The sequence below is a fragment of the Coleofasciculus sp. F4-SAH-05 genome (genome assembly GCF_040222985.1).
Taxonomy (GTDB): Bacteria; Cyanobacteriota; Cyanobacteriia; order Cyanobacteriales; family Coleofasciculaceae; genus Coleofasciculus; species Coleofasciculus chthonoplastes.
The window spans coordinates 1-22,139 of sequence record NZ_JAVKBY010000206.1 but is presented as its reverse complement, the minus strand read 5'-3'; the positions used below and the strand labels follow the sequence as shown (position 1 = coordinate 22,139).

The following is a 22,139-nucleotide window of genomic DNA, read 5'->3' as shown; positions in this document are numbered from 1 at the left end:
CAAGCTAGGACTTGGGGAACTCCAACAACCTGCACAATCTTTTTTAGAAACGGTAAGTGGTATGCGTCAATTACCGTGCAGTGCAATCCGACTCGCCAAACAGGTACAGGTTCAATTGGAATAGATTTAGGTTGCCAAGATGCAGTAACGCTTTCAACTGGCGAGAAAATTGCTAAACCAGATTTTATTAAGGAGGGGCACAAGAAAGTTAAGGTAGCCTCAAAGCGGTTAAGACGCAAGAGACCACCTAATAGAAACAAGAAAGTTTTGGGTTCAAGACGATGGAAAAAAGAACGAAAACGGATTTCTAAACTTCAGAGCAAGATATCCCGACAACGAGAAGATTGGCTGCACAAAACAACCAGCAAGATAGTTAGCAGTAATAGCCTAATTGCTGGAGAGCAGTTAAATGTCAAGGGCATGACTCGAAAAGCCAAGAAGGGCAAGCGCAAGAAACAAAAAGCCGGGTTAAATCGGTCTATTCTCGACGTTGGGTTTGGCATAATCGGTGATTTGTTAACCTACAAAGCTGCGGAAGCTGGTGGGTTTTATGTCGAGTCACCAACTAGAACGCTCAAACCAACTCAACGGTGTGCTAAATGTTGGGAATTAACGCCTAAGACTTTAGCTGATAGAGTTCATGTTTGCTCTAATCCCGACTGTAACCATGTTGAGGACAGAGATGTTAATGCCGCCCAAGTTAATGAGATTTGGGCAAGGGGTTTGGAACGAGCCTCTTTAGACGCCGAGTCGCCTAGCTCTACTGATTGCTCCAAGCATGAAGCAGCCATCGGCGAAGAAACGTCAGAAACAGCGACTTCAACGAAGTAAGTCGCTGTAGTTCATAAAGAGAGGTAATCAAACCTCTCCTTCCTATCTCAGCAGATTTTAAGCCTTTGCGACTTAGTAGTAACCTCGGCTACGACCACTTTCACCGGGCTTATAGATAATAAAGCTCAAAACTTGGCACTGCTTAATGTTATCAAAACCCACAACGCGGATATAGTTGTCGCGATAGTCAGAGCGACAAGCATCTACCTCAGCCATAACTTCTTTAGGCGAAGTGGCGTTGAACAGGGGCAGCTTCCACATTGTCCAGTAGTGCTGTGTCGGTTCAGAGGTTTCGCTAAATTCGATCGCGGGAATATAACCCTGATCCAAAATGTATTCAATTTGGCGGACAATTTGCTGATCGCTCAGAGGCGGCAAATAAGACAGAGTTTCGTAACGACGCTCTTTCGGTAAAGTTTGCATGGGTAATTTTTTGACGGTTGTGTTTGTGAACTACGGGTATGCCAGAACGTGGCAAGAGTACCGATTAATTGCTAACTAGGTGTCCGAATCAGTTTGCTGTTCGGTTGAGGCTGGGTGTTCAGAGAGACTGAGTTGTGTCATTCGCTCAAGATACTGGCGTCGATATTCCATATTTGACTGCTGAATGCTAGTGCAAACCATTTCTGGCAAGAAGTCTGCCACTTCTTCAGCTAGAAGCTGTCGCACAGTCATGATCCGAAATGCCAGTTCTTGTTTTTCCACCAAGAGTGCTTGAAGATAGGCATCTCCATCTTGAACTCCTTGGTTTGCCGAAAAAGAATGCAGCCACAGCGCCTGGGGGGGGTCAGTTTCACCCAATTGATCCAGGACAATTCGCAGTGCTTGGTATGTCATGTAATTGGTAAGCACTTTGGCTGTATCTTTGGCAACTCGTTTTAGATCCATAGTCTGATCCCAGCCCTCTAATAGCATGAAGTATTGATGATGAAGTATGAAGTTTCACACTTCATACTTCACACTTCATACTGCCTCAGACGGTATCAACCGCTTCATACTCGAACTTGATTTCCTTCCAAAGTTCGCAAGCCGCCGCTAATTCAGGACTCCATTTAGCCGCTTCGCGGATAACATCGCCACCTTCACGCATCAGGTTGCGTCCTTCATTACGGGCTTGAATGCAAGCTTCTAAGGCGACACGGTTAGCCGTTGCACCGGGAGCATTGCCCCATGGGTGACCCAGGGTACCACCACCGAATTGCAGGCAGGAATCATCGCCAAAGATTTCCACCAGGGCGGGCATGTGCCAAACGTGGATACCACCAGAAGCAACGGGCATGACACCGGGCATGGATGCCCAGTCTTGGGTGAAGTAAATACCGCGTTCGCGATCGCGTTCGATATGATCTTCCCGCATCAGGTCAACAAAGCCCATGGTGATGCCTTTTTCACCTTCGAGCTTACCCACAACGGTACCGGAGTGGAGGTGGTCACCACCAGACATCCGCAAGCACTTCGCCAGCACCCGGAAGTGAATACCGTGGATCTTCTGACGGTCAATTACCGCGTGCATCGCCCGGTGGATGTGCAAGAGTACACCATTGCTACGGCACCATTTTGCCAAGGTGGTGTTCGCGGTGAAGCCACCTGTCAGGTAATCATGCATGACGATCGGCGTACCCAGTTCTTTGGCGAACTCAGCCCGCTCCATCATTTGTTCGCAGGTGGGGGCGGTGACATTCAGGTAGTGACCTTTCACTTCACCGGTTTCCGCCTGGGCTTTTTCAATTGCCTCTTGCACAAACAGGAAGCGATCGCGCCAGCGCATGAAGGGCTGGGAGTTGATGTTTTCGTCGTCTTTGGTGAAGTCTAGACCGCCGCGCAGACATTCATAAACGGCACGACCATAGTTCTTCGCCGACAACCCTAACTTCGGCTTAATCGTGCAACCCAATAAGGGACGCCCGTACTTATTCAACTTATCCCGCTCAACCACGATACCGTGAGGCGGTCCTTGGAAGGTCTTCAGATAAGCGACGGGAATCCGCATATCTTCTAGACGTAAGGCTTTCAGGGCTTTAAATCCAAACACGTTCCCCACGATGGAGGTCAGCATGTTGGTTACAGAACCCTCTTCAAACAGATCCAAGGGGTAGGCAACGTAGCAGATATACTGATTATCTTCCCCACGGACTGGTTCAACTTCATAGCAACGACCTTTGTAGCGATCCAGGTCAGTCAACAGGTCTGTCCAAACCGTTGTCCATGTCCCGGTGGAAGACTCTGCTGCTACCGCCGCACCCGCTTCTTCCGGGGGAACTCCCGGCTGCGGAGTCATGCGGAAAGCTGCCAGAATATCTGTATCTTTAGGAGTGTAATCCGGAGTATAATACGTTAATTTATAATCCTTGACCCCGGCATCGTACCCAGCTTTTGACTGAGTTTTTGTTTTAGCGTAAGACATGTTTTCCTTCCTTAGGAACTACTGAATGTTGCGACAGGGTGACATCCTCCTACATTCAATCAAAGATTAGAATGTAGGCTTCCATTGGGTGCATCCCCACACCCAACCTGCTCATGTTGGTTTTTGGTGTGTGAATTACCTATTATCCGTCATTTTGGGTCAAAAAACTTGACTGAGCCAAGACATTTTTTTATTGAGCGGATCAGACAAGAGTCATTATCCCACATCACCAAACAAACAATTGCTTGATGTTGGCTTCTCTTGCCTTCTGGCTTTAGCTAATCCGGCAATTCATTTCACGCCAAGTTAAACAATCATAGCGCGTTAGTGAAGCAGCACGTCATGCAGCTCCTTGCCAGACCCGTTAAATTTTCAGCAACGTTGTTAATATACCAAAGAATTCAATAAGTTTAACTTCAAATATTCTTGAGAATTGTATAAGGTACTGTTATCACTTAACAAGATGTAAATTTATATTAATTTATTGTTACAAAAGAACAAATCTGGCACATATTGAGGTATAGATGCTATAGCCTAGGAGGAAACATCACTCCGACTAATATAGATATATAGAAAAACTATCCAAATCGTCTCAGACACCATGGCGTCTTTGAATGCCCCGATTCGTCTTTTCATCGGTGCTACCCTGCTAGGGTTGGGGTTGCCCCTGACCAGACTAATCTCTCCTCTAGGGGTAGGGACTGATCCGAACCCAGTACTGGCACAAGAGACCCTAGCTCAAACCGAACTGGGGACAGCCCCCGACTATCGAGGTGCGCCCCCTCCCCCTGGAGGCGAACCGTTACCCCCTGAACGCTTACGGCGAGAAGTCGAACCCCTACCCACGGATTTTCGCGTTCCCGCATTGCAACCCGACTACACAGGTGATCTCTGGGTGGGAACCTACTTAGGATTATCCCGAGTTGACCCGAACACTGGACGCCTAAAAGCCCGTGTTGATTTACCTAACTACACAATCGACGCCTTAGCCCAAGACCTAGTCGGACGAATTTGGCTGGGAACCTATGAAGGATTGTTACGAGTCGATCCTCGGAGTAACGAAGTTACTGCACAAAACTTTACATTACCCTCCAATCGGGTCTTATCCTTACAAGTTGATCGGCGCGGGTATCTCTGGGTAGGAAGCGATCGCGGTTTGGCTATGATTAGTCCTGACCAAGGATTATTAATGACCACAGTGCAAGAACTCCCTGGCGTTAGCGCCAATGCTTTGACATTAGATGAAGACGGTCAACTTTGGGTGGGTACATTAGAAGGATTAGTGCAAATCGATACGAAGAGCGCTTTCATCCTTCGGCGGATTGGTAATTTACCCGGAACCATTGTCCAATCCCTAACCACCGGACCCGATGGTAAGCTGTGGGTGGGAACTCCCAGTAGTCTGTTAGTGATTGACCCGAACAACCCCTTTGGTGAACCGCGTTCGGTGACACCATTACGGGGACGTAGTGTAACAGCGGTGCGCTTTGCTCTAGATGGTAGTGTTTGGGTTGGTACCGAACGTGGCTTATTAAAAATCAGAGCGGAAACAGGAGCCGTGTTGGGTGAACTGTCGAATCTTCCCTCAGACTATATTCTTTCCCTGTCCCCAGATGTAGGGAATAAATTATGGGTGGGAACGACGGAAGGACTCGCCTGGGTTAGCCTGTCCACGGGTCAAGTCAGACCCCATTTAGCGTTCGTAAAGAATCCGCCAGAGACGTTTTAGTTTTTGGTAATTGGTAATTGGTAATTGGTAATTTGGTCATCATTCATAATTAAAAAAATCTATAAATATCTGTTCAGTCGCCACCCTCAACCCCGCTTACAAGGCACTTGGAATTGCGCCCAAGTCGGATTTTTTATCTTTCCCTGGTTTCCCGCTTTGGGGGCTGTGGGTGTGGGTTTTGCCTTACTCGGAACCTGGTGGCAAGACTATCGCCGGATTATTCGGCGTCCTCTAAACTGGGGACTGGGAATCTTGAGCCTTTGGCTCATTATCAACGCAAGTCAAGCCTATAACCCCACAGAAGCATTCCTGGGTTTAGCCAATTTCCTGCCATTCTTTGCTTTTTTAGCCGCATTCAGTGACTTAATTCAAACACCAGCCCAGCTAAGGCGTCTCGCCTGGATTCTGGTGATTCCTTCTGTACTGGTTGTGATTCTCGGCTTCGGGCAGTTATTTCTTGGTTGGGCGCACCCACCACAGTTTCCCGCCCTGTTGGGTTGGGTATTAGAAGCAAAGGGAAATCCGCCAGGGCGTATGGCTTCAGTGTTCATGTACGCCAATATTCTGGCGGCTTATCTGCAAATTGTCTTTACTTTAGGGTTGGGACTATGGATTGAGATGTTTCAAGCTTGGCGACAACACAGAGCAGGGGAAGCCGGGGGTGTAGGGGCGGGTTTGACGGATAACTGGCGCCAAACCGATAACTTAACTAAACCCGCCCTTCTGGGGGAAGCCGGGGGAGTCCTCCTATTTTTAACTGGAGTGGAAATTGCTAATGCGATCGCGATCATCCTCACTCATTCCCGAAATGCTTGGGGTAGTTTGATTGTAGTGGGTTTGGCTGTTGCACTTGATCAAGGCTGGCGCCCAATGGTTGGGATAGTAGTCGCTGCGGCTGTCGCTGTACCATCGGCGGCGTTTAGTCCCTCTCCGTTCCGAGACGGGTTGCGAATGATTGTTCCGGCTTACTTTTGGGCGCGACTCACCGATCAGCTTCATCCCGATCGCCCTGTGGCGTTAATGCGGATAACCCAATGGCGCTTTGCTTTGTCACTGACTCAGCAGCGTCCTTGGACTGGTTGGGGATTGCGGAACTTTACGTTGCTTTACGAACAGCAGATGGATCTGTGGCTCGGTCATCCCCATAATCTGATGCTGATGTTGACGGCTGAAGTGGGGATTCCGGCAACAATTCTACTTTGTAGCTTAGTTGGCTGGATTCTAGGGCAAGGTGTTCTCTGGATAAATCAAGCGCGATCGCTCTCAAGTCGCGATCGATTAATTGTCTTTAGTTATTTAGTCGCATTCGGCGGCTGTATTTTATTCAATATTCTGGATGTCACACTCTTTGATTTACGGGTGAATACCTTGGGGTGGCTACTTCTATCCGCGATCGCTGGAGTGACTGCTTCTAAACCTGACAAAAACAAACTGGAAACCCTCATAAATGACTAATGACTAATGACTATAAGAGCCGTTAACTTTAATTTTTCTCACTCTGGTGTCAAACGCCGATAGTTATAATCTCTTGCTCCGGGATGACAACTGATGCACCCAGTCGCCGTCAATGTCGGAGGTAAATCAATACGGGGATGAAGCGCCTTAAAATACCGTGATTCAGTCACCCGAAAGGGCGTTTGCTCATCTTCTGCTAAAGGACGAGAAAACGTTCGTAAATAATTCCAGACAATAAAGATAAACGGACGCGGAATTTGCTCTAACCGTTGTCCATAGTGCTGTTCAGGTTCTAGTAACAGAGTTTGCCAAGTTTGGGTTGGCAGGACTTCTGGGGGTAAGGCAACATGACAACTACCACAGTTTTCTAAGTAGAGTTTTAACCCAGTTTGATAGCGCTCTGGAATTGGGTCAATCGTGCCAATTGCTACCCGTGTTTCTGAATTCGGGGGTTTGGGTATTTCTGCTGCCTTTAAAATTCCTGCCATACCGCCGCCGAGGAGGATACTCCAAACCAGTACTAGCCCAAATAAAACGGCTTGCGATCGCAGATTGTTATAGTTTGTCATTCGTCATTTGTCATTCGTCATTTGTTATTATTGACCCTCCAAAAATGTATCAGGGTCAATTCCGGATTCCCGCAGTCGCTGAAGTAATGATTCTAACCTAGTTTCTGCTTCCTCAGCCCTAGATTCAGCCTCCTCAGCTCGTTGTCGCTCCTGTTCTGCCTCAGTCAGAATCCAGTTACCCTCCGCATCATACCAACGTAACCAAAAGCGCTCAACCCCTTGAAACTCACCCTGCCATAACCCTAAACCCAACTCTAACTCCCTCATCCACACTCTCGGTTCGGGTAACTCTAATTCTTGGTAACGCGCCCCCTCTAGTTTAAATACTCGGAGCTGATTGGTATAACGACTAAAAACGATGTAGTAAGGAATGCGTAAAACCTGTTCATAAACCTGCCATTTTCGCGGCGGTTTATCCTTAGCATGAGGCTCAATGGCTTGTCCATTAGCCTCACGCTCCGTTGACTCAGGCGCCAATGTTTCCGGCTCAAATTCCCCTAAATCTTCTTTTTCCGTACCAGGAGACAGTAACTCCACCACCACAAACGGATCTACCCCCTCTTGCCAAACCACGTAAGACAGGCGCATATCGACTTGATCATAAAGTCGGGGTACGCCCACCACACCAAACCAATCAGGTCGTTTGTACCATAGAGCATGACGCACATCATAGTAAAGGTTCATGTCACTAGCACAAAACACCTCCTCCACCGGATAATCGGGCGGACAGAACGTGAGGCTCAACAATTGTGCCTGCCAATCATGGAACTCATCAGGCAAACCAGGTTCCTCCGGATTTTCACTCTTGAGATCATACATCGTCGGCAAGGTTTCCCTCGGCGATTTGGGTGGATCACTTTGAGGAACGGGGTATTTAATCGGAAACATAAGATCTAGCTAGGAATGATCAGAAATAATAAGTCAATTTTAGGAATTCCCTTTAAGGACAAATCCTAGGGGCGGGTAATGGGACTTAATTTAGATATCAACCAATAAATGTTCAACTAAATGTTCAACAAAACCCGCCCTCCTCACCGATAATGGAACAGTAAAACCCACCCTTCGTCGTAACCGAGATAATTTTGTCGCTTTTATGACAATTTTCCACGAGTTCCTCTTACGGAATTGCCACAGAACGCAATAACTGTTCAACAATCGGCTTCGCCTGTCGCCCCCCCGCTGCCATGAGACGATGAGACAAAACATGAGGTGCTAACATTTTTACATCATCGGGAATCGCATAATTTCGCCCTTCTAAAAATGCCAAAGCTTGTGCCGCCCGTTGTAAGGCTAAAGTACCCCGTGGACTAACTCCTAATACCACATCTTCCGCCTCACGAGATGCTCGTACCAAGTTGAGAATATACTGCTGTAACTCTCGTTCAACTTGCACCTGTTGACAAAGCCGCTGTAATTCCAAAATGTCCTCCGTTGAAATACAGGATTTAAGCTCCGAAAGCACCATCCCCCCCTGATGCAGTTGCAGCATTTGCAGTTCTTCCTCAGGCGTCGGATACCCCAGGGATAAAGATAGGGTAAATCGATCCATTTGCGCTTCTGGTAAGGGAAACGTGCCATGATACTCAATCGGATTTTGAGTAGCAATCACAAAAAAGGGTTGGGGAACTTTACGAGATTCCCCATCCACAGTCACTTGCCGTTCTTCCATCACCTCCAGTAATGCTGACTGCGTGCGCGGGGTTGCCCGGTTAATTTCATCAGTCAGTAGAATATTGGCAAAGACTGGACCGGCGAGAAATTCAAATTCACGGCTACTGGGATTCCAGATATTCGTCCCGGTGATATCCGCAGGTAAGAGGTCAGGTGTACATTGAATTCGCTGGAATCGCCCATCAATGGAACGTGCTAAGGATTTTGCCAGCAGCGTTTTACCCACCCCAGGTACATCCTCTAGCAAAGCATGACCGCCTGAGAGCAAAGCAACCAGGACTAAACGAATGGCATCGGCTTTACCCACAATCGTCCGAGCCAGATTTTCTTTGAGTTGCTCAATCCGTTCTCTCATGTTCCCTTCCCCATTCCCTATTCCTGGGTTTCAAAAAAAGTTATCGTCGCCGCACAGTCAGCCTGGATTTGCTTCCTCAGCTCATCTAGAGAGGCAAATTTTTGTTCCGGTCGCAAAAACTGCTCTAGGCTCACAGTTATCGTCTGTCCGTATAAATCACCAGACCAATTTAGCAGGTGAATCTCAACTGTCAAGCAGTTTCCGTGGACAGTAGGACGTTCTCCAATATTCATTACACCCCATTGGTCAGGAAATGAGGGACGGCTGACTCGCACACAGTAAACCCCATTGCGGGGTAAAAACTTGTCGGGGAACCATTCCAGATTGGCGGTGGGAAATCCTAGAGTTCTGCCTAATTGCTGCCCTTTGACAACTTGACCCATAATGCTGTAAGGACGCCCCAATAAGCGATTAGCTTTGAGGATATCTCCTTCTTCTAGGGATTGGCGAATTAAGGAACTACTGATTCGTTCACCTTGACAGGTTTGGATAGTAACAATGGTAACCTGAACCCCATAAGTGGCTGCGATCGCATGCAAGTCCTTCGCGGTTCCAGTCCGACGATATCCGAAGCGAAAATCCTCTCCGATACTGACATGGGTGGCTCGCAATTGTTCAATTAAAATCTTGTCCACGAATTGTTCTGGACTTAATGCCGCCAATTCTCGGTCAAAGGGCAGTAGTACCAGTTGTTCAATGCCCAAGCGCTGCAACTGATCTACTTTTTCGGGCTTTGGTGTCAATAGCTTCCACGGTTGACCGGAAAAAAATTCACGGGGATGGGGATAAAAGGTTGCCAAAGTCGGATAAATATGATTTCCTTTCTGATTAACCCTCTCTTGAGGATTTATCGGCTCAGACTGACCGGGTAAAAGGCTAGATTGCTGCAAAATAGGATGAATGACCTGTTGATGCCCTCGGTGAATGCCGTCAAAGTTTCCTAGGGCAACAGCAGTTGGTGTTAAAGCAGTGGCAAGAGAAGAAGTAACCCACACGCTTTACATTTTTACACATTCTCGGAGTCGTGGCTAGATCTTGACAAACTCGTTGACTTTGAGTTAAATTCGTATACTAAAGTTCTTAGATCCCCAACTTCTTCAAGACGTCAGGGATCGGGTAGGAGGGATAAAGTCGGAGATATCATATCATCGAATAGAAGCTTTTGCCTCTTGTTGCAGAGGTACTGGATCGGAGACAGCCGACTCCACCAAAGAAATGGACAAGCCTTCACGAGCCATAACGGTGTTGCGAAAGTGTTGGATGGCTTCTTCACCAATTCGATCCAAGAAATCATCGTTGTGTAACGGATCGTGGTGAAAGATAACCAGAGTTTTCACGTTAGCGGCTTTGGCTAACTTAATGCCTTCTTGCCAAGTCGAATGACCCCACCCCACTTTGCTGGTTGCCGGAGAATAATATTCGGTATCCGTGTAGGTGGCGTCGTAGATCAGCACATCCACATCTTGAATCAGTTTTAAGATATTTTCATCTAAACCACTAGGTCTATGTTCGGTATCGGTAATGTAGGCGGCTGCATGTCCCCACCAATTCACCCGATATCCCACCGCTTCACCGGGATGATTGAGCAGGGTATTTTCGACGGTAATCTCGCCCAGCTTAACGCTTTCACCAACCTCTAGGTCATAGAACTGCAAATCCGCTTGCATGACTTGCAACGGGACGGGAAAATTGGGATGGAGCATTTGGTCGGTGAGGCGTTGCTTAATCGTGGAACCATTGGGCGCGATCGCTCCATAGATACGGAAACGATTGCTTTTGATAAACGCGGGAACAAAAAACGGAAACCCTTGAATATGATCCCAGTGGGAGTGGGTGAAAAACATATGAGCCTCCACTGGCATTTGTGACAGCATGGACTGTCCCAACACCCGCAAGCCCGTACCCCCATCAAAAATTAATCGTTCTCTACCCACTCGCATTTCCACACAAGGGGTATTTCCGCCATAGCGAACCGTTTCTGGACCCGGACAGGCAATACTTCCTCTAACGCCCCAAAAGTGAATTGTAAATCCGTTGTGTTGACTAGACATAATTTTTCCTTGCAGGCTTTTTCAGACAGTCCATTTGGTTGTAGTATTTTCAGGTTGATGAGGAGTCTTTTTCATCCAATTCCCACAGTCTTAACATCTCCACCGACCTGGAGTAATTATCAACATATTCTTGCTAGCGGTAGGCAACCAAATAAAACTCCCAGAGGAATTTAAGTAGAATAGTCATGGTAGTTTAGGAGTTTTTTTTGTTTAAGCTGATTTGAACCAGTTGTTTTGATTGTGGATGGATGAGCTTAGGGACGTCAAGTAACATTTAACGCCTGCGGAATTTATCACCAGGGAATAACTTCCGCGATCGCGAGCGATAAATCCGTTCCCAACCCTTTCAAGTGGCTCACACCACTCATCATTCGAGACTATTCAGCAGTAGTGGTCTGAGGGAGGTAGTGGCATAAAGCGATCTAGTTCCTTTTTGGGTTAAGGGGTCTAGCTACTATATCTGATGCTAGTTCCTCACGGATTAGCATCAGGTCTGAGATGCTTTACCTCTAGTTTATACCTACTGTTTTCCACAGCCTAACAAGTTTAGCTAAAACCCGCCTGGCATTTGAGGCAACACCAATATGTGATTTTGATCACTTTTTAGCTCAAGTTGAGCTTGAATAACTTAATGACTTTGTGCAGACGTTCCGGCGAAGAAAGCTAAAATTCAAGAAATGTTGCGAGAAAAGAGAATGGAACCCAAGGTCGAAATTTATACCTGGAGCCGCTGCCCCTTCTGTATACGGGCGAAAGGGCTGCTCAATGAAAAGGGCATTAACTTTACCGAATATTGTATCGATGGTGATGAACAGGCGCGAGACCAAATGGCACAACGGGCAAATGGACGCCGTTCTGTGCCACAAATTTTTATCAATGACCACCATATTGGGGGTTGCGACGACCTTTATGGGTTAGAACTACAAGGTGAACTAGATACCTTACTGCAAGACGGAGCAGGGGCAAGTCATTGATAGGGGAGTTCCGGGAGCTGGGGGAGCTGGGGGAGCTGGGGGAGCTGGGGAAGCTGGGGAAGCTGGGGGCGGGTTTTGAACCAACGTTATCGTCAATAGTGAAACGAAAGTCCCTAAACCCGCCCCTAAAAACCCCAAAATGGTACTATTAGCCGCAACTTGTTATGAATAACCGAGGTAGGATTCCAGCGTGAAATTTGCGTTTATCATTGACCCGCTCTCAAAGCTCAATCCCAGTCATGATACGAGCGTGGCACTCATGGAAGCTGCTCAAGCCTTAGGTCATGACGTTTGGGTGACTCAAGCTCAAAAGCTAACGGTTGTCAATAATCAAGCGTGGGCAAATTTAGAGAAAGTTCAGTTAACCCCAGCCGAACTCGTTGAGGGGCGTTGGGTCGTCAGTGAACGCTGGTACACTATCTCGGATACTGCCTCCCTTCCGTTAGAGGACATGGATGCCGTTTTTATGCGGACTGACCCCCCCGTGACCATTCCCTACCTCTATGCGACGTACATTCTTGATTACATTAACCCCAAAAAGACTCAGGTTATCAATACACCGACAGGTTTGCGACGGGCAAACGAAAAAATGTATGCCCTACAGTTCAAGGAAGTGATTCCTGAAACCATTGTTAGCCAGGATAAGTTGACCATCCAGAAATTCGTAGAGAAAAAAGGAGCAGCCGTGCTTAAACCCTTGGGAGGTAAAGCTGGCGAAGGAATTCTGTTTTTAGAGGCAGGCGATCGCAACTTTAATTCCCTAGTCGAAATTAGCACTAAATGGGGATATGAACCCGTCATGGTGCAAACCTATCTTCCGGCGGCTAAAGAGGGAGATAAGCGGATCATCCTCCTAAATGGTGACCCGATTGGGGCAGTCAATCGCATTCCCACGGGTAGCGAATTTCGCGGCAACATGGCAGTTGGGGGTCGAGTGGCGGCGACAGAAATTACACCGCAAGAGCAAAAAATTTGTGCGTTGCTCAAACCCCAGTTACAACAAGATGGCTTATATTTTGTGGGAATCGATGTCATTGGTGGCTATCTCACCGAGGTAAATGTTACCAGTCCAACGGGTATCCGTGAGATTGACCAACTTAATGGTACGTGCTTAGGCAAAGACGTGATTGCCTGGGTTGAAAACCCAAGTAACTCATAATTCATGAGTTATCAGCGATCAGTTGCATTCCCTCTTTCTTGTCTGAGGACATAAGACGAATGACGAATGACGAACAACAAATGACAAATCAAATTGGAGTTGCTGTAATCGGTACCGGATTTGGACAGAAAATTCATATCCCAGGTTTTCAGATTCACCCCCGCACACAGGTGGTAGCGGTTTATAATCCTCACCTAGATAAAGCCAAGTTGGTAGCTGAATCTCATAATATTCCCCAAGCGAGCGATCGCTTGGAGGATATACTAGCGATGCCAGATGTCCAAGCGGTGAGTATTTCTACCCCACCCTTTCTCCACTACGACATGGCGCAGCAGGTGTTGCAAGCCGGAAAACATCTGTTATTGGAAAAACCAATGACCCTCTCAGCTACCGAAACGCGAGATCTCTATCACCTCGCCAAGAAGCAAGGGGTTGTAGCTATGCCAGATTTTGAATTTCGCTTTGTTCCCCCATGGCAACTCTTGGCAGAACATTTAGAATCCGGCTATGTTGGTCAAAAGCGTCTGATTAAAATTGACTGGTTAGTCTCCAGTCGGGCTAACGCGCAGCGGGCTTGGAACTGGTACGCCCAAAAAGAGAAGGGCGGAGGTGCATTAGGCGCTGTGGGATCTCACGCTTTTGATTACATTAATTGGTTGTTTGGTTCGGTGCGTCGGTTGTGCGCCCAACTGAATACAGCCATTCCCGAACGCCCTGATCCCAGTGAAGGGAGGAAACTAAAACCCGTAGACGCCGATGATACCTGTCTGCTGATGCTGGAATTAGCCGATGGTACACCTTGCCAACTTTGCATCAGTTCCGTGACTTATAATGGGCGGGGGCATTTTGTCGAAGTCTATGGCGATGGCGGAACGTTGGTTTTGGGCAGTTCCAACCAAAACGATTATGTCCATGGATTTCAGCTTTGGGCAGCCCCGGCTGGAGAATCGCTGTCAGAAGTAGACATTCCCAAACGACTAGCATTTCCCCAAGTTTACCCAGATGGACGTTTAGCACCCTTTATTCGGGTTGTGGATCAGTGGGTACTAAGTATTGATGGGGATAAACATCAGATTCCTTCGCTGGCAGAAGGAGTCTATTCCCAATTATTAATGGATTTAACCCATCAATCGCATCAAGAAAACATTTGGGTAGATGTACCTAGTTTATCCAGTTTTTTAGCTTAGAGGTTGCTGAATCAGTATTGTGGTGAGGGGAGAGAACAGGGAACAGTGTTCTGATAACTTTAACCCCTAAATGAGGAGGATAAATTGACTTCTTCCCGGCTTTTCCCATCTTCCTCACCTTCATTCAGCTAACTCTTGTGAAAAGTAAGAGTTATATTGGGGGATATTCGGTAGCATTTGTTACATTTTTTATAGTTTATAGTCACAAAATAAAATGATTAATGCTTTTACTTGAGCATCAAATTTACCCAATTAATTTAATAGATTGAGAGAATAATTGAGGCGTTTTAATTTAATTTTTCAAAATAATAATTACTTGTAAAAAAATATTTAAAGTATGAGTAAAAATAACGGTAAAATTATGTAAATCTTCCATAAAGACAAGGGGTTAAAAGCCCTTATAGCCACATCCCCACTAGGGGGATGTTCATGAAAATTTTATAGAATAAGAGGTTTATGGCTATCCTCCCTAGAATAAGTCTATGGCAGGAGACTTGAAGACTTCGGAACCTAAGCCCCACTTAATGAGTCTAGAAATGTTAAGGTAAGGATGAAATGTCTTGATTTCCGTGCCTGTTGAGGTTGAAGAAAAATTCACCTATGTCACAGCCTATTATGAATGCGTGTTCCCAAATTCAATGCCCTTTTTGCGATGCCAACTCTTCTGATAGCGGATGTATGCGATATAGTCATCCTACTCAATGTCACTTAACCTCGATGTTTGAATTTGACTCGGATGATAAGTGGTTATTTAAATCAGCCGAAAGTGAATTCCAGGAGATTCAAACTCTCAATAATCGTTTTATTAACAAAGATAAAGCAAGTCGAAAACAACTCCAGCAACTCAAGAAGAAATCACCGAGAAGCCTGGAGTTACCAATTCCTCAAGCAATACCTCATCCCAGAACAGAAACACAGTTACAACTGGAAGGGTAAATAATTATTCATACTTTATGGAATCCAATGCTAGTTTCTCATCACATAAAAAAACACCTGTTCCCTGTTCCTTGTTCCCTTTGTCTACTATGGTGACTTCCACATCGCCAATGAAAACGCTATATACTGTTGAAGCAGGAACACCGTTTTTTTGTGTTCCTGCTTTTCCGACTAAGATAGTTAGCCGGCTTGCTTATTGATGGATTAGGCGATTGAGTTAATGCCTGAGCAATATTGACAGAATTAGTACAGTTCTTCTTCTTGGTGAGTGGTAATGGTGCAGTCAGATTTAGGATAAGCTACACAGGTCAAAATATATCCAGCTTCAATCTGATCATCATCTAAGAAAGACTGGTCAGACTGATCAATTTCACCACTGACGAGTTTACCAGCGCAGGTCGAACAAGCACCAGCACGGCAAGAATAGGGCAAATCAATACCCTGTTCTTCCGCCACATCGAGAATGTACTCGTCATCAGGTACTTCAATAGTTGTATCTAAGCCTTCAGCTTCGCTCTTTAAGGTAACTTTGTAACTTGCCATTTGTGTTCCTCTCTATTAGTCTGAAACAGCAGAATAGTTTGTGCTGTAGTATACTGCCCCAACTAGCCTAAGCTGATGGGACTAACTTTTTCTGCTTCACTTCTGATACTACGAAAAAAAGTTAAAAAGTTTAAACAGGATTAGGAATGAAAGTGTTAATTGAATATTAAATCAGTTATTCTTATATGTATATCAAGCCGTTAGTGTCCAGATATGTGCGGCACGACTATCCCAGTCAATGACGGTATTGACAAGGGTTTGCCTGGTTTTTGATTAGAGCTATTGACGGATTAAACCTCTGATTAATCAGCATTAGTTATATTTATAATTAAGTTCGATGATTTGTACTTAGATATAAACCACCCCGCCGGATGCGAGGGCGGGGAAGCCTAAGTAAGGTGAATCAGAGATTCCACTGTGGGAAGATGTCACTCCACCCAATTCTTGGCGCGTTCAACGGCTTTCTGCCAACTGATAAAATTATCCTGGGCAGCTTTTGTGCCATCTCCTGGTTCAAATGTCCGTTCGATGGAGGTTTGGGTAACGAGCTTATGGTAATCATCCCAGAACCCAACGGCTAACCCTGCACCAAATGCCGCACCTTGCGCTGTTGCATCGAGAACGGCGGGGCGTTCCACGGGTATGTTGAGGACATCGGCTTGAAACTGCATTAAAAAGTCATTCTGAGACGCACCACCGTCTACTTTCAGCAGTTTGATCGGGGTGTCGCCGTCTTTGTTCATGGCATCAACGACTTCTCTGACTTGATAGGCGATCGATTCCAATACCGCCCGTACCATATGTTCCCGCTTGACACCGCCTGTAATACCCAGGAATGCACCTCTGGCACTCATATCCCAGTGGGGGGCACCCAAACCACTGAGGGCGGGAACAAAATAGATCCCGTTGGTATCTTCGACTTGACGGGCTAGGGGTTCAGTTTCGGCGGCAGAATTAATCAGTTGTAAACCATCTCGCAGCCACTGAATACAAGCCCCGGTGGTGAACATCGCCCCTTCTAGGGCATAAGCCACATCAGTGCCACTGCCATTTGCCGCATTTGTCCAGGCGACGGTGGAAAGGAGTCGATTGCCCGATCGCGTCAGTTCTTTGCCCGTATAGGAAATTAAGAAGCAACCTGTACCATAAGTACATTTGAGCATACCCGGGCGATCGCAACCGTGAGCAAACAGCGCCGCTTGTTGGTCACCGAAAATCGCCATAATCGGAATTTCTTCCCCTAACAAACTGGGTTCCGTTTTGCCAAACAGTCCCATACTGGGTTGAATTTGGGGCAAAATCTGAGCCGGAATGCCAAATAAATCCAGAAGGCTGTGATCCCAATCCTGATTGGCGAGATTCATCAGCATCGTGCGGCTGGCATTACTGTGATCTGTGGCGTGGACTTTGCCCCCGGTAAGATTCCAGAGAATCCAGGTATCGATGGTGCCAGCTAAGACGTTATCGAAATTCGTATCCGGCTTTTCTTGGCGCACCCAATTAAGCAGCCATTCTAATTTCGTGGCTGAGAAATAAGCATCCAGGACTAATCCGGTACGTTGTTGAATATCCGTATCATGTCCCTGTTGGCTTAACTCCCGACATCGAGTCGCCGTGCGTCGATCCTGCCAAACGATTGCATTATGCAACGGTTCTCCTGTGGTCTTATCCCAGAGTAAACAAGTTTCGCGCTGTACGGTTAAACCAATCGCCGCAATCTCTGAAGCTGACACCCCCTTATCCTTTAAGACTTGCTGCATACAGTCACGAGTATCCCGCCAAATTTCCTGGGGATCATGTTCCAACCAACCAGGTTGGGGGTAGTGTTGGGTGAATTCCTGATAAACTTGTCCCGCGATCGCACCTTGCTTGTCAAATAGAATGGCTCGGTTCCCCGTGGTACCGAGGTCAAGGGCTAGGACGTATTTAGCGTTAGTCGTCATCGCAATCTTATAAATTTACAGCTAAACCCCAAATAGGGTTGAGTACAGATTTACCAGGTTATGCGATCGCTCGGCTACTCTCTGTAGTCTTTCTTTGCGTTGACCGGAGATTGTCATTTGTTAGGGAACAGGGAATAGGGAACAGGGAACAGGGTAATAGGGAACAGGGAACAGGGAATAGGGAACAGGGAACAGGGAACAGGGAACAGGGTAATAGGCTATAGAAATTTTGTTCCCCATCTCCCCCATTTCCCCCATCTCTGTCTTTCTCAATTTCTGAGAATCCCTAATCCCGCTTCCCGTTCAATATAATCGGCGAGATTAATAAAATCATCGCGGGGATAACAAATTCCACCCACCAGTTTAAACGCTAACTCACTGCGAGCTTCGTCAGGATTTTCGAGTAAATGAATTCCCCAATAATACAATTGATCACTAGAGCGAATACAAGCATATTTGGGATCAATACAGTGAAACTTATTATCAATAGCTTTGACTTCATTATAGGTATTCAAAAACGTATCTCTGAGCAACCGCAATCGCCGTTTAGAACCGGGATATTTAAAATTATTGACTAGCACAAATAAGTGAGCTTTTTGATTGAGATCTCGGATGCCTTTTACCGTATCTTTAATCACTTGACCATGTTTATTCAGTCCCAAGGGATTTAAGGTGGTAGGAATAATACAATAGTCAAATTGACTCACCAGCTCTTTGGGATTACGTTCTAAGGCAGGTGAGCAATCACAAACGACCACTTTACAATCCCGTGCAGCATCTTCGTGCCACTCACGCCAGTCATAGACGGCGATGTAGGTACTCGCGCCAACACCTCTAGGTCGGGGAACATCCACCCCATCTCCTAATAGCTTTTGCAGGTTTTGTTCTGGGTCTAAATCGACGAGCGCTACATTAAATCCTTCCAAGGCAAATGCACCCGCTAAATGAGCAGATACAGTCGTTTTGCCCACGCCACCTTTACAGGTAAAAACACCAACATAAATTTTACCCGGTTTCGGTGGTTCTGGCGGCGGTAATTCATCCTCATTAACCCAGAGAATTTGGTTATCCGCCGTAATTCCACATTGAATTTTAGCATCTGAACCCCAGGAGCGAATTAAAGCATTCGCGGGCGCACCATAGCCTTTGGTGGTGAGAAAAAAGCCACAGTTAAACTCTTGACCTGGTTTCGATTCTAAAAAGCCTAAAAATCGGAGTATTTGGGGTTTTTGGACATTACTGATCAACCATTTCAGATGAACTGCACCAATTTGGCCCTCTTTGCTAACCACCAGATCATATTCCGGCGGCTTGGGGTCGGGAGTGGTAACAGTCCACCCCTCGTTCTGAAAAATCGTTGCCACATGTTGCTCAAACTGAGCAAAGTCTCTCATATAAGGCGGCTTTCGAGATGATGACATAACTACGATGAAACAATAAGTAATAAGTAATAAGTCAAAACGGGGATACCAGAAAGGATAAAGGGTTGTTTTTACTTACACACACCTTGTCCAATAAGTCAACCCTTATTTTTGGATAGACACTCTAGACTATTGTAACTTTTATTGTAACTTTTATCATCAATTCGCCCCACTTTTCGCACCTGTCCAAAATTTTGAGTAGAGATGTAGCACGCTAAATGTGACATCCTCCCACACTAACCCTAAACGGGTATAGTGTGGGCTTCCTTTGTCGTAGTCTTACGGCTACGCTTCCGGCATTTTATAGTGGGGAATATGCAAGAGCCCACTCTCTTGATATTGATCGCCGCATTCCAATCTCTGTCTAGAATCAATCCACACAAACACTCATGTACTCGGATTGATAAATCCTTTTGAACTAGGAGATCGCAACAAGAGCATACTTGACTCGTGTTATCAGGTTTCACTTTCACCACCGTACAGACGCGCCATGGCGCGTCTCTACCAGGCAATTGCCGTTTGTAAATGAGAATTGAAAGGAATTGACCCCAGCCAGCATCATTGATTGATTTGTTTAAACCTGATTTAGCGCTTTGTCCATTGGGTAAATATTTGCCATCAGCATCCTGTTTTGGCTTGTTTTTGCGTGATAAGTTAGCGGACTTGATATCCTCCACAAAGAACACTTGTTCATTGCGGCTTACCAGTTGCGTTGCCGACTCATAATGGAACTGTTTACGCTTCCGTTGTAGCTTTTGATGATGCTTAGATATCTTTTTTGCCAATTTGCGCCGTGATGCTGATTTGTGCGGCTTTTTGTCCTTGCGGTTTTGAAGCTTGGCTAGTTTGTCCTCTGACTTGCGATAGTGCTGTTGGATAGTTTCAACGGTTCCATCGGATGCTGTCCAGAATTTCTCTAAACCAACATCTAGCCCTAAGGAGTTCTCTTCATTTGCCTGTATCTCTGGTGGAGTCAGACTGGGGATGGTCTTATCCTCTAGCAATAAAGTCACATACCATCCATCTGCTTTGTGAGAGACTCGCCCCGTTTTAATAGTAAATCCTTCGGGAATAGGGCGATGATAAATAACTTTAACCTGACCAATTTTAGGTAGATTGATTTGAGCAATGTCTCGTCTGGCTTTCCCGTTTTTACGCTTATGGGGATTGGGTGAAACTGTTAGACAGTCTGCCTTAAGCTGAGGGAAACAAAATGTCCTGTAACGCTTGACAGACTTAAATCGAGGCTTACCGCTTCTCTGTCTTTTAAAGTCACCCTTGATGAACCGATTGAAGGTATCTTCTACTCGTTTAATTGATTCCTGGATCACCTGAGAATGAACACCTTTATATAAGGCATCATCAGACTCCCTTGACCAATGGTTAGCGCGTTTTTGATAGTAGTATGTTGGTGGGTCTTTAAGTTCTGGTAGGTGAGTGATATAGATTGAGCAAGCATTGACAGGTGAGCGGTTACACTCCCACCATTTAAACCGTTCTGAGAGCATTAAATTGTGTATACGGCACAATTTGTACAGCCATTCGTTTAGCTGTTTTGACTGTTGCTTATTTGGCACAATTCGATACTGGTAACTTGTCTTAAATGTGTCTTTACTTCGCTTCAACTTCTATCACCTCCCACGACAATTATACTACTCTTGCAGATAAAAATTCAGAGTGAAAATAAATTTTTCTTCACGGGCGATTCATCGGTTCGGACTTCGGCGTGAGCGCTCAGTCGAACGCTGACGCTCACCGGAAGCCTCAACGCCAAATCGTAGATTATGGCGTGAGGCTTCTCGCCAGATCAAGCTAAGAACTCGCCCCTCTGCCCCATCTTCCCTCTCTCCCCTATAGATTGGGTGCTGCTGTCAATATTCTGAATTTAGCTTAATTCGGCGGGAAGCCCTGCGCTGTACCGTAAGTCAGAATGAATAATCTCCACATTTTTAGGCTGGAGAGTATCAAATATAAGCCTCTAGATGGATGCATTTGTGCTAAACACCTCAACAGTGGATTCAATTTAATTCGTCAGAGGGATGTATGTCAATTAATCCTTCTGTAAGTTGGAAAGTGGAATACATACATATTGATGATTTTCGAGGACTTATTATGACTCAGACCAATCCTTCAGATCGCCAAGCTAAAACAAAAGAGCAAATTAAATACGAAAACTACGACAGAAACCTGGTTCCGGCGGAAACAGCCGCCCGTCAGGAACGGGAAGGAGATAACTATAAGACCAAGATTACGGGAGAGAAGCAAACTAATCCTGATAGTATCGACACTACTGAGGGATATACCATAGACAACGAAGGCTTGGTGAATAACTTTGCCATTGAGCCGGAAATGTATGTTAACGAACCGGGCGACTTGCGCCAAAAAGAAGAGCAAGAGACAGCTAAACGTGTCCAAGAACTGCAACAACTCGATGAAGAACGCCAAGGCGAGTTGACGATGGAAAAAGATGAGCGTGGTCGAGGACCCGGCGCTGTCTAAGATAGATAGGCAAAATAGACAAATAAGTACAGACGTAGCTGGCTACGTCTGTGTTTTTTAGGTTTGAATTATAGCTGTTGTCATAAAGTTTAGGACAGATTTAACGGCTGAAATAACTGAAACAACTGAAACAACTACATACCAGTAAGCTGTCATGCATTTAAATTAGGTATTATAGCGGTACTAAGATAGGTTATGACATTCTTGACTGTTCCCTATTCCCTGTTAAGCAGTTCCCTCTTGGACTAACTGATGTCCTAACTTATCCTCGTAGCTATAGTAGCGAGCAAGATGCTCATAGTAGCGAGCAAGATGCTCATAGTAGCGAGCAAGATGCTCATAGTAGCGAGCAAGATGCTCATAGTAGCGAGCAAGATGCTCATAGTAGCGAGCAAGATGCTCATAGTAGCGA

19 protein-coding genes and 2 pseudogenes are annotated in these 22,139 nt (G+C 46.0%); 8 read left to right on the top strand and 13 right to left on the bottom strand.

Going from position 1 to position 22,139, the window contains the following annotated elements; genetic code table 11:
* Positions 1 to 841, top strand: a pseudogene (locus tag RIG27_RS24880) (RNA-guided endonuclease InsQ/TnpB family protein); the annotation flags it as partial.
* A 62-nt stretch (positions 842 to 903) separates the two neighbouring features.
* Here the strand turns inward: RIG27_RS24880 and RIG27_RS24875 are convergent.
* The 3 genes from RIG27_RS24875 to RIG27_RS24865 form a co-directional block, all read right to left on the bottom strand.
* Complete coding sequence (locus tag RIG27_RS24875) at positions 904 to 1,254, bottom strand: ribulose bisphosphate carboxylase small subunit (protein WP_446349661.1); 351 nt, start codon at positions 1,252 to 1,254, stop codon at positions 904 to 906.
* A gap of 75 nt (positions 1,255 to 1,329) precedes the next feature.
* Positions 1,330 to 1,719 carry a RuBisCO chaperone RbcX gene (gene rcbX / locus RIG27_RS24870; protein WP_446349659.1) on the bottom strand — a complete coding sequence of 130 codons (390 nt, stop codon included), beginning with the start codon at positions 1,717 to 1,719 and terminating at the stop codon, positions 1,330 to 1,332.
* Between the two features lie 85 nt (positions 1,720 to 1,804).
* A complete protein-coding gene (locus RIG27_RS24865; protein ID WP_006098099.1) occupies positions 1,805 to 3,235 on the bottom strand; it encodes a form I ribulose bisphosphate carboxylase large subunit in 1,431 nt (476 codons plus the stop codon).
* Positions 3,236 to 3,836: 601 nt separating this feature from the next.
* On the opposite strand from RIG27_RS24865, the gene RIG27_RS24860 reads away from it, so the two are divergent.
* Positions 3,837 to 4,964 (top strand): ligand-binding sensor domain-containing protein, encoded by a 1,128-nt coding sequence (locus RIG27_RS24860; RefSeq protein ID WP_446349657.1) that lies wholly within the window; start codon positions 3,837 to 3,839, stop codon positions 4,962 to 4,964.
* A 30-nt stretch (positions 4,965 to 4,994) separates the two neighbouring features.
* Entirely contained in the window at positions 4,995 to 6,419 is a 1,425-nt protein-coding gene (locus tag RIG27_RS24855) for an O-antigen ligase family protein (RefSeq protein ID WP_446349663.1), read from the top strand.
* Positions 6,420 to 6,457: 38 nt separating this feature from the next.
* Here RIG27_RS24855 and RIG27_RS24850 read toward each other — a convergent pair whose 3' ends face one another.
* From RIG27_RS24850 to RIG27_RS24830, 5 genes are all read right to left on the bottom strand, one after another.
* On the bottom strand, positions 6,458 to 6,988 hold the full coding sequence (locus tag RIG27_RS24850) for a cytochrome C (RefSeq protein ID WP_446349655.1): 531 nt from the start codon (positions 6,986 to 6,988) through the stop codon (positions 6,458 to 6,460).
* Between the two features lie 27 nt (positions 6,989 to 7,015).
* The gene (locus tag RIG27_RS24845) at positions 7,016 to 7,876 is read right to left on the bottom strand and encodes a Uma2 family endonuclease (RefSeq protein ID WP_446349653.1); all 861 of its coding nucleotides are present in this window, start codon (positions 7,874 to 7,876) and stop codon (positions 7,016 to 7,018) included.
* 229 nt (positions 7,877 to 8,105) lie between these two features.
* Positions 8,106 to 9,014: an AAA family ATPase gene (locus tag RIG27_RS24840; RefSeq protein WP_446345763.1), complete on the bottom strand. Its 909-nt coding sequence runs from the start codon at positions 9,012 to 9,014 to the stop codon at positions 8,106 to 8,108.
* 17 nt (positions 9,015 to 9,031) lie between these two features.
* A complete protein-coding gene (locus RIG27_RS24835) occupies positions 9,032 to 10,009 on the bottom strand; it encodes a bifunctional riboflavin kinase/FAD synthetase (protein ID WP_446349651.1) in 978 nt (325 codons plus the stop codon).
* 150 nt (positions 10,010 to 10,159) lie between these two features.
* Entirely contained in the window at positions 10,160 to 11,065 is a 906-nt protein-coding gene (locus RIG27_RS24830) for an MBL fold metallo-hydrolase (protein WP_446349649.1), read from the bottom strand.
* Positions 11,066 to 11,760: 695 nt separating this feature from the next.
* On the opposite strand from RIG27_RS24830, the gene grxC reads away from it, so the two are divergent.
* From grxC to RIG27_RS24810, 4 genes are all read left to right on the top strand, one after another.
* On the top strand, positions 11,761 to 12,039 hold the full coding sequence (grxC, locus tag RIG27_RS24825) for a glutaredoxin 3 (protein ID WP_446349647.1): 279 nt from the start codon (positions 11,761 to 11,763) through the stop codon (positions 12,037 to 12,039).
* A gap of 190 nt (positions 12,040 to 12,229) precedes the next feature.
* The gene (gene gshB, locus RIG27_RS24820; protein WP_446349645.1) at positions 12,230 to 13,198 is read left to right on the top strand and encodes a glutathione synthase; all 969 of its coding nucleotides are present in this window, start codon (positions 12,230 to 12,232) and stop codon (positions 13,196 to 13,198) included.
* An 80-nt stretch (positions 13,199 to 13,278) separates the two neighbouring features.
* Entirely contained in the window at positions 13,279 to 14,385 is a 1,107-nt protein-coding gene (locus RIG27_RS24815; protein ID WP_446349643.1) for a Gfo/Idh/MocA family protein, read from the top strand.
* 717 nt (positions 14,386 to 15,102) lie between these two features.
* Positions 15,103 to 15,321, top strand: a complete 219-nt coding sequence (locus tag RIG27_RS24810) for a hypothetical protein (RefSeq protein ID WP_446349641.1) — start codon at positions 15,103 to 15,105, stop codon at positions 15,319 to 15,321.
* A gap of 243 nt (positions 15,322 to 15,564) precedes the next feature.
* On the opposite strand, the gene RIG27_RS24805 is transcribed toward RIG27_RS24810, so the two are convergent.
* The 4 genes from RIG27_RS24805 to RIG27_RS24790 all read right to left on the bottom strand — a co-directional run bounded on the left by RIG27_RS24805 (position 15,565) and on the right by RIG27_RS24790 (position 20,853).
* On the bottom strand, positions 15,565 to 15,864 hold the full coding sequence (locus tag RIG27_RS24805; RefSeq protein ID WP_446345749.1) for a ferredoxin: 300 nt from the start codon (positions 15,862 to 15,864) through the stop codon (positions 15,565 to 15,567).
* Between the two features lie 428 nt (positions 15,865 to 16,292).
* Positions 16,293 to 17,807, bottom strand: coding sequence for a glycerol kinase GlpK (gene glpK, locus RIG27_RS24800; protein WP_446349639.1), 1,515 nt, complete (start codon positions 17,805 to 17,807; stop codon positions 16,293 to 16,295).
* Positions 17,808 to 18,076: 269 nt separating this feature from the next.
* A complete protein-coding gene (locus RIG27_RS24795; protein WP_446349637.1) occupies positions 18,077 to 19,228 on the bottom strand; it encodes a nucleotide-binding protein in 1,152 nt (383 codons plus the stop codon).
* Positions 19,229 to 19,470: 242 nt separating this feature from the next.
* Positions 19,471 to 20,853, bottom strand: coding sequence for an RNA-guided endonuclease InsQ/TnpB family protein (locus RIG27_RS24790; RefSeq protein WP_446349635.1), 1,383 nt, complete (start codon positions 20,851 to 20,853; stop codon positions 19,471 to 19,473).
* 487 nt (positions 20,854 to 21,340) lie between these two features.
* Here RIG27_RS24790 and RIG27_RS24785 point away from each other — a divergent pair, with 487 nt between their 5' ends.
* A complete protein-coding gene (locus RIG27_RS24785; protein ID WP_446340789.1) occupies positions 21,341 to 21,727 on the top strand; it encodes a hypothetical protein in 387 nt (128 codons plus the stop codon).
* A 225-nt stretch (positions 21,728 to 21,952) separates the two neighbouring features.
* Here the strand turns inward: RIG27_RS24785 and RIG27_RS24780 are convergent.
* Positions 21,953 to 22,139 (bottom strand): annotated as a pseudogene (locus RIG27_RS24780) (hypothetical protein); the annotation flags it as partial.

Excerpts from the sequence above, each read along its gene's own strand:
- RIG27_RS24875 (WP_446349661.1), bottom strand. The coding sequence starts at position 1,254 with ATGCAAACTTTACCGAAAGAGCGTCGTTACGAAACTCTGTCTTATTTG.
- rcbX (WP_446349659.1), bottom strand. The coding sequence starts at position 1,719 with ATGGATCTAAAACGAGTTGCCAAAGATACAGCCAAAGTGCTTACCAAT.
- RIG27_RS24865 (WP_006098099.1), bottom strand. The coding sequence starts at position 3,235 with ATGTCTTACGCTAAAACAAAAACTCAGTCAAAAGCTGGGTACGATGCC.
- RIG27_RS24860 (WP_446349657.1), top strand. The coding sequence starts at position 3,837 with ATGGCGTCTTTGAATGCCCCGATTCGTCTTTTCATCGGTGCTACCCTG.
- RIG27_RS24850 (WP_446349655.1), bottom strand. The coding sequence starts at position 6,988 with ATGACAAACTATAACAATCTGCGATCGCAAGCCGTTTTATTTGGGCTA.
- RIG27_RS24845 (WP_446349653.1), bottom strand. The coding sequence starts at position 7,876 with ATGTTTCCGATTAAATACCCCGTTCCTCAAAGTGATCCACCCAAATCG.
- RIG27_RS24840 (WP_446345763.1), bottom strand. The coding sequence starts at position 9,014 with ATGAGAGAACGGATTGAGCAACTCAAAGAAAATCTGGCTCGGACGATT.
- RIG27_RS24830 (WP_446349649.1), bottom strand. The coding sequence starts at position 11,065 with ATGTCTAGTCAACACAACGGATTTACAATTCACTTTTGGGGCGTTAGA.
- grxC (WP_446349647.1), top strand. The coding sequence starts at position 11,761 with ATGGAACCCAAGGTCGAAATTTATACCTGGAGCCGCTGCCCCTTCTGT.
- RIG27_RS24815 (WP_446349643.1), top strand. The coding sequence starts at position 13,279 with ATGACAAATCAAATTGGAGTTGCTGTAATCGGTACCGGATTTGGACAG.
- RIG27_RS24810 (WP_446349641.1), top strand. The coding sequence starts at position 15,103 with ATGTTTGAATTTGACTCGGATGATAAGTGGTTATTTAAATCAGCCGAA.
- RIG27_RS24805 (WP_446345749.1), bottom strand. The coding sequence starts at position 15,864 with ATGGCAAGTTACAAAGTTACCTTAAAGAGCGAAGCTGAAGGCTTAGAT.
- glpK (WP_446349639.1), bottom strand. The coding sequence starts at position 17,807 with ATGACGACTAACGCTAAATACGTCCTAGCCCTTGACCTCGGTACCACG.
- RIG27_RS24795 (WP_446349637.1), bottom strand. The coding sequence starts at position 19,228 with ATGTCATCATCTCGAAAGCCGCCTTATATGAGAGACTTTGCTCAGTTT.
- RIG27_RS24785 (WP_446340789.1), top strand. The coding sequence starts at position 21,341 with ATGACTCAGACCAATCCTTCAGATCGCCAAGCTAAAACAAAAGAGCAA.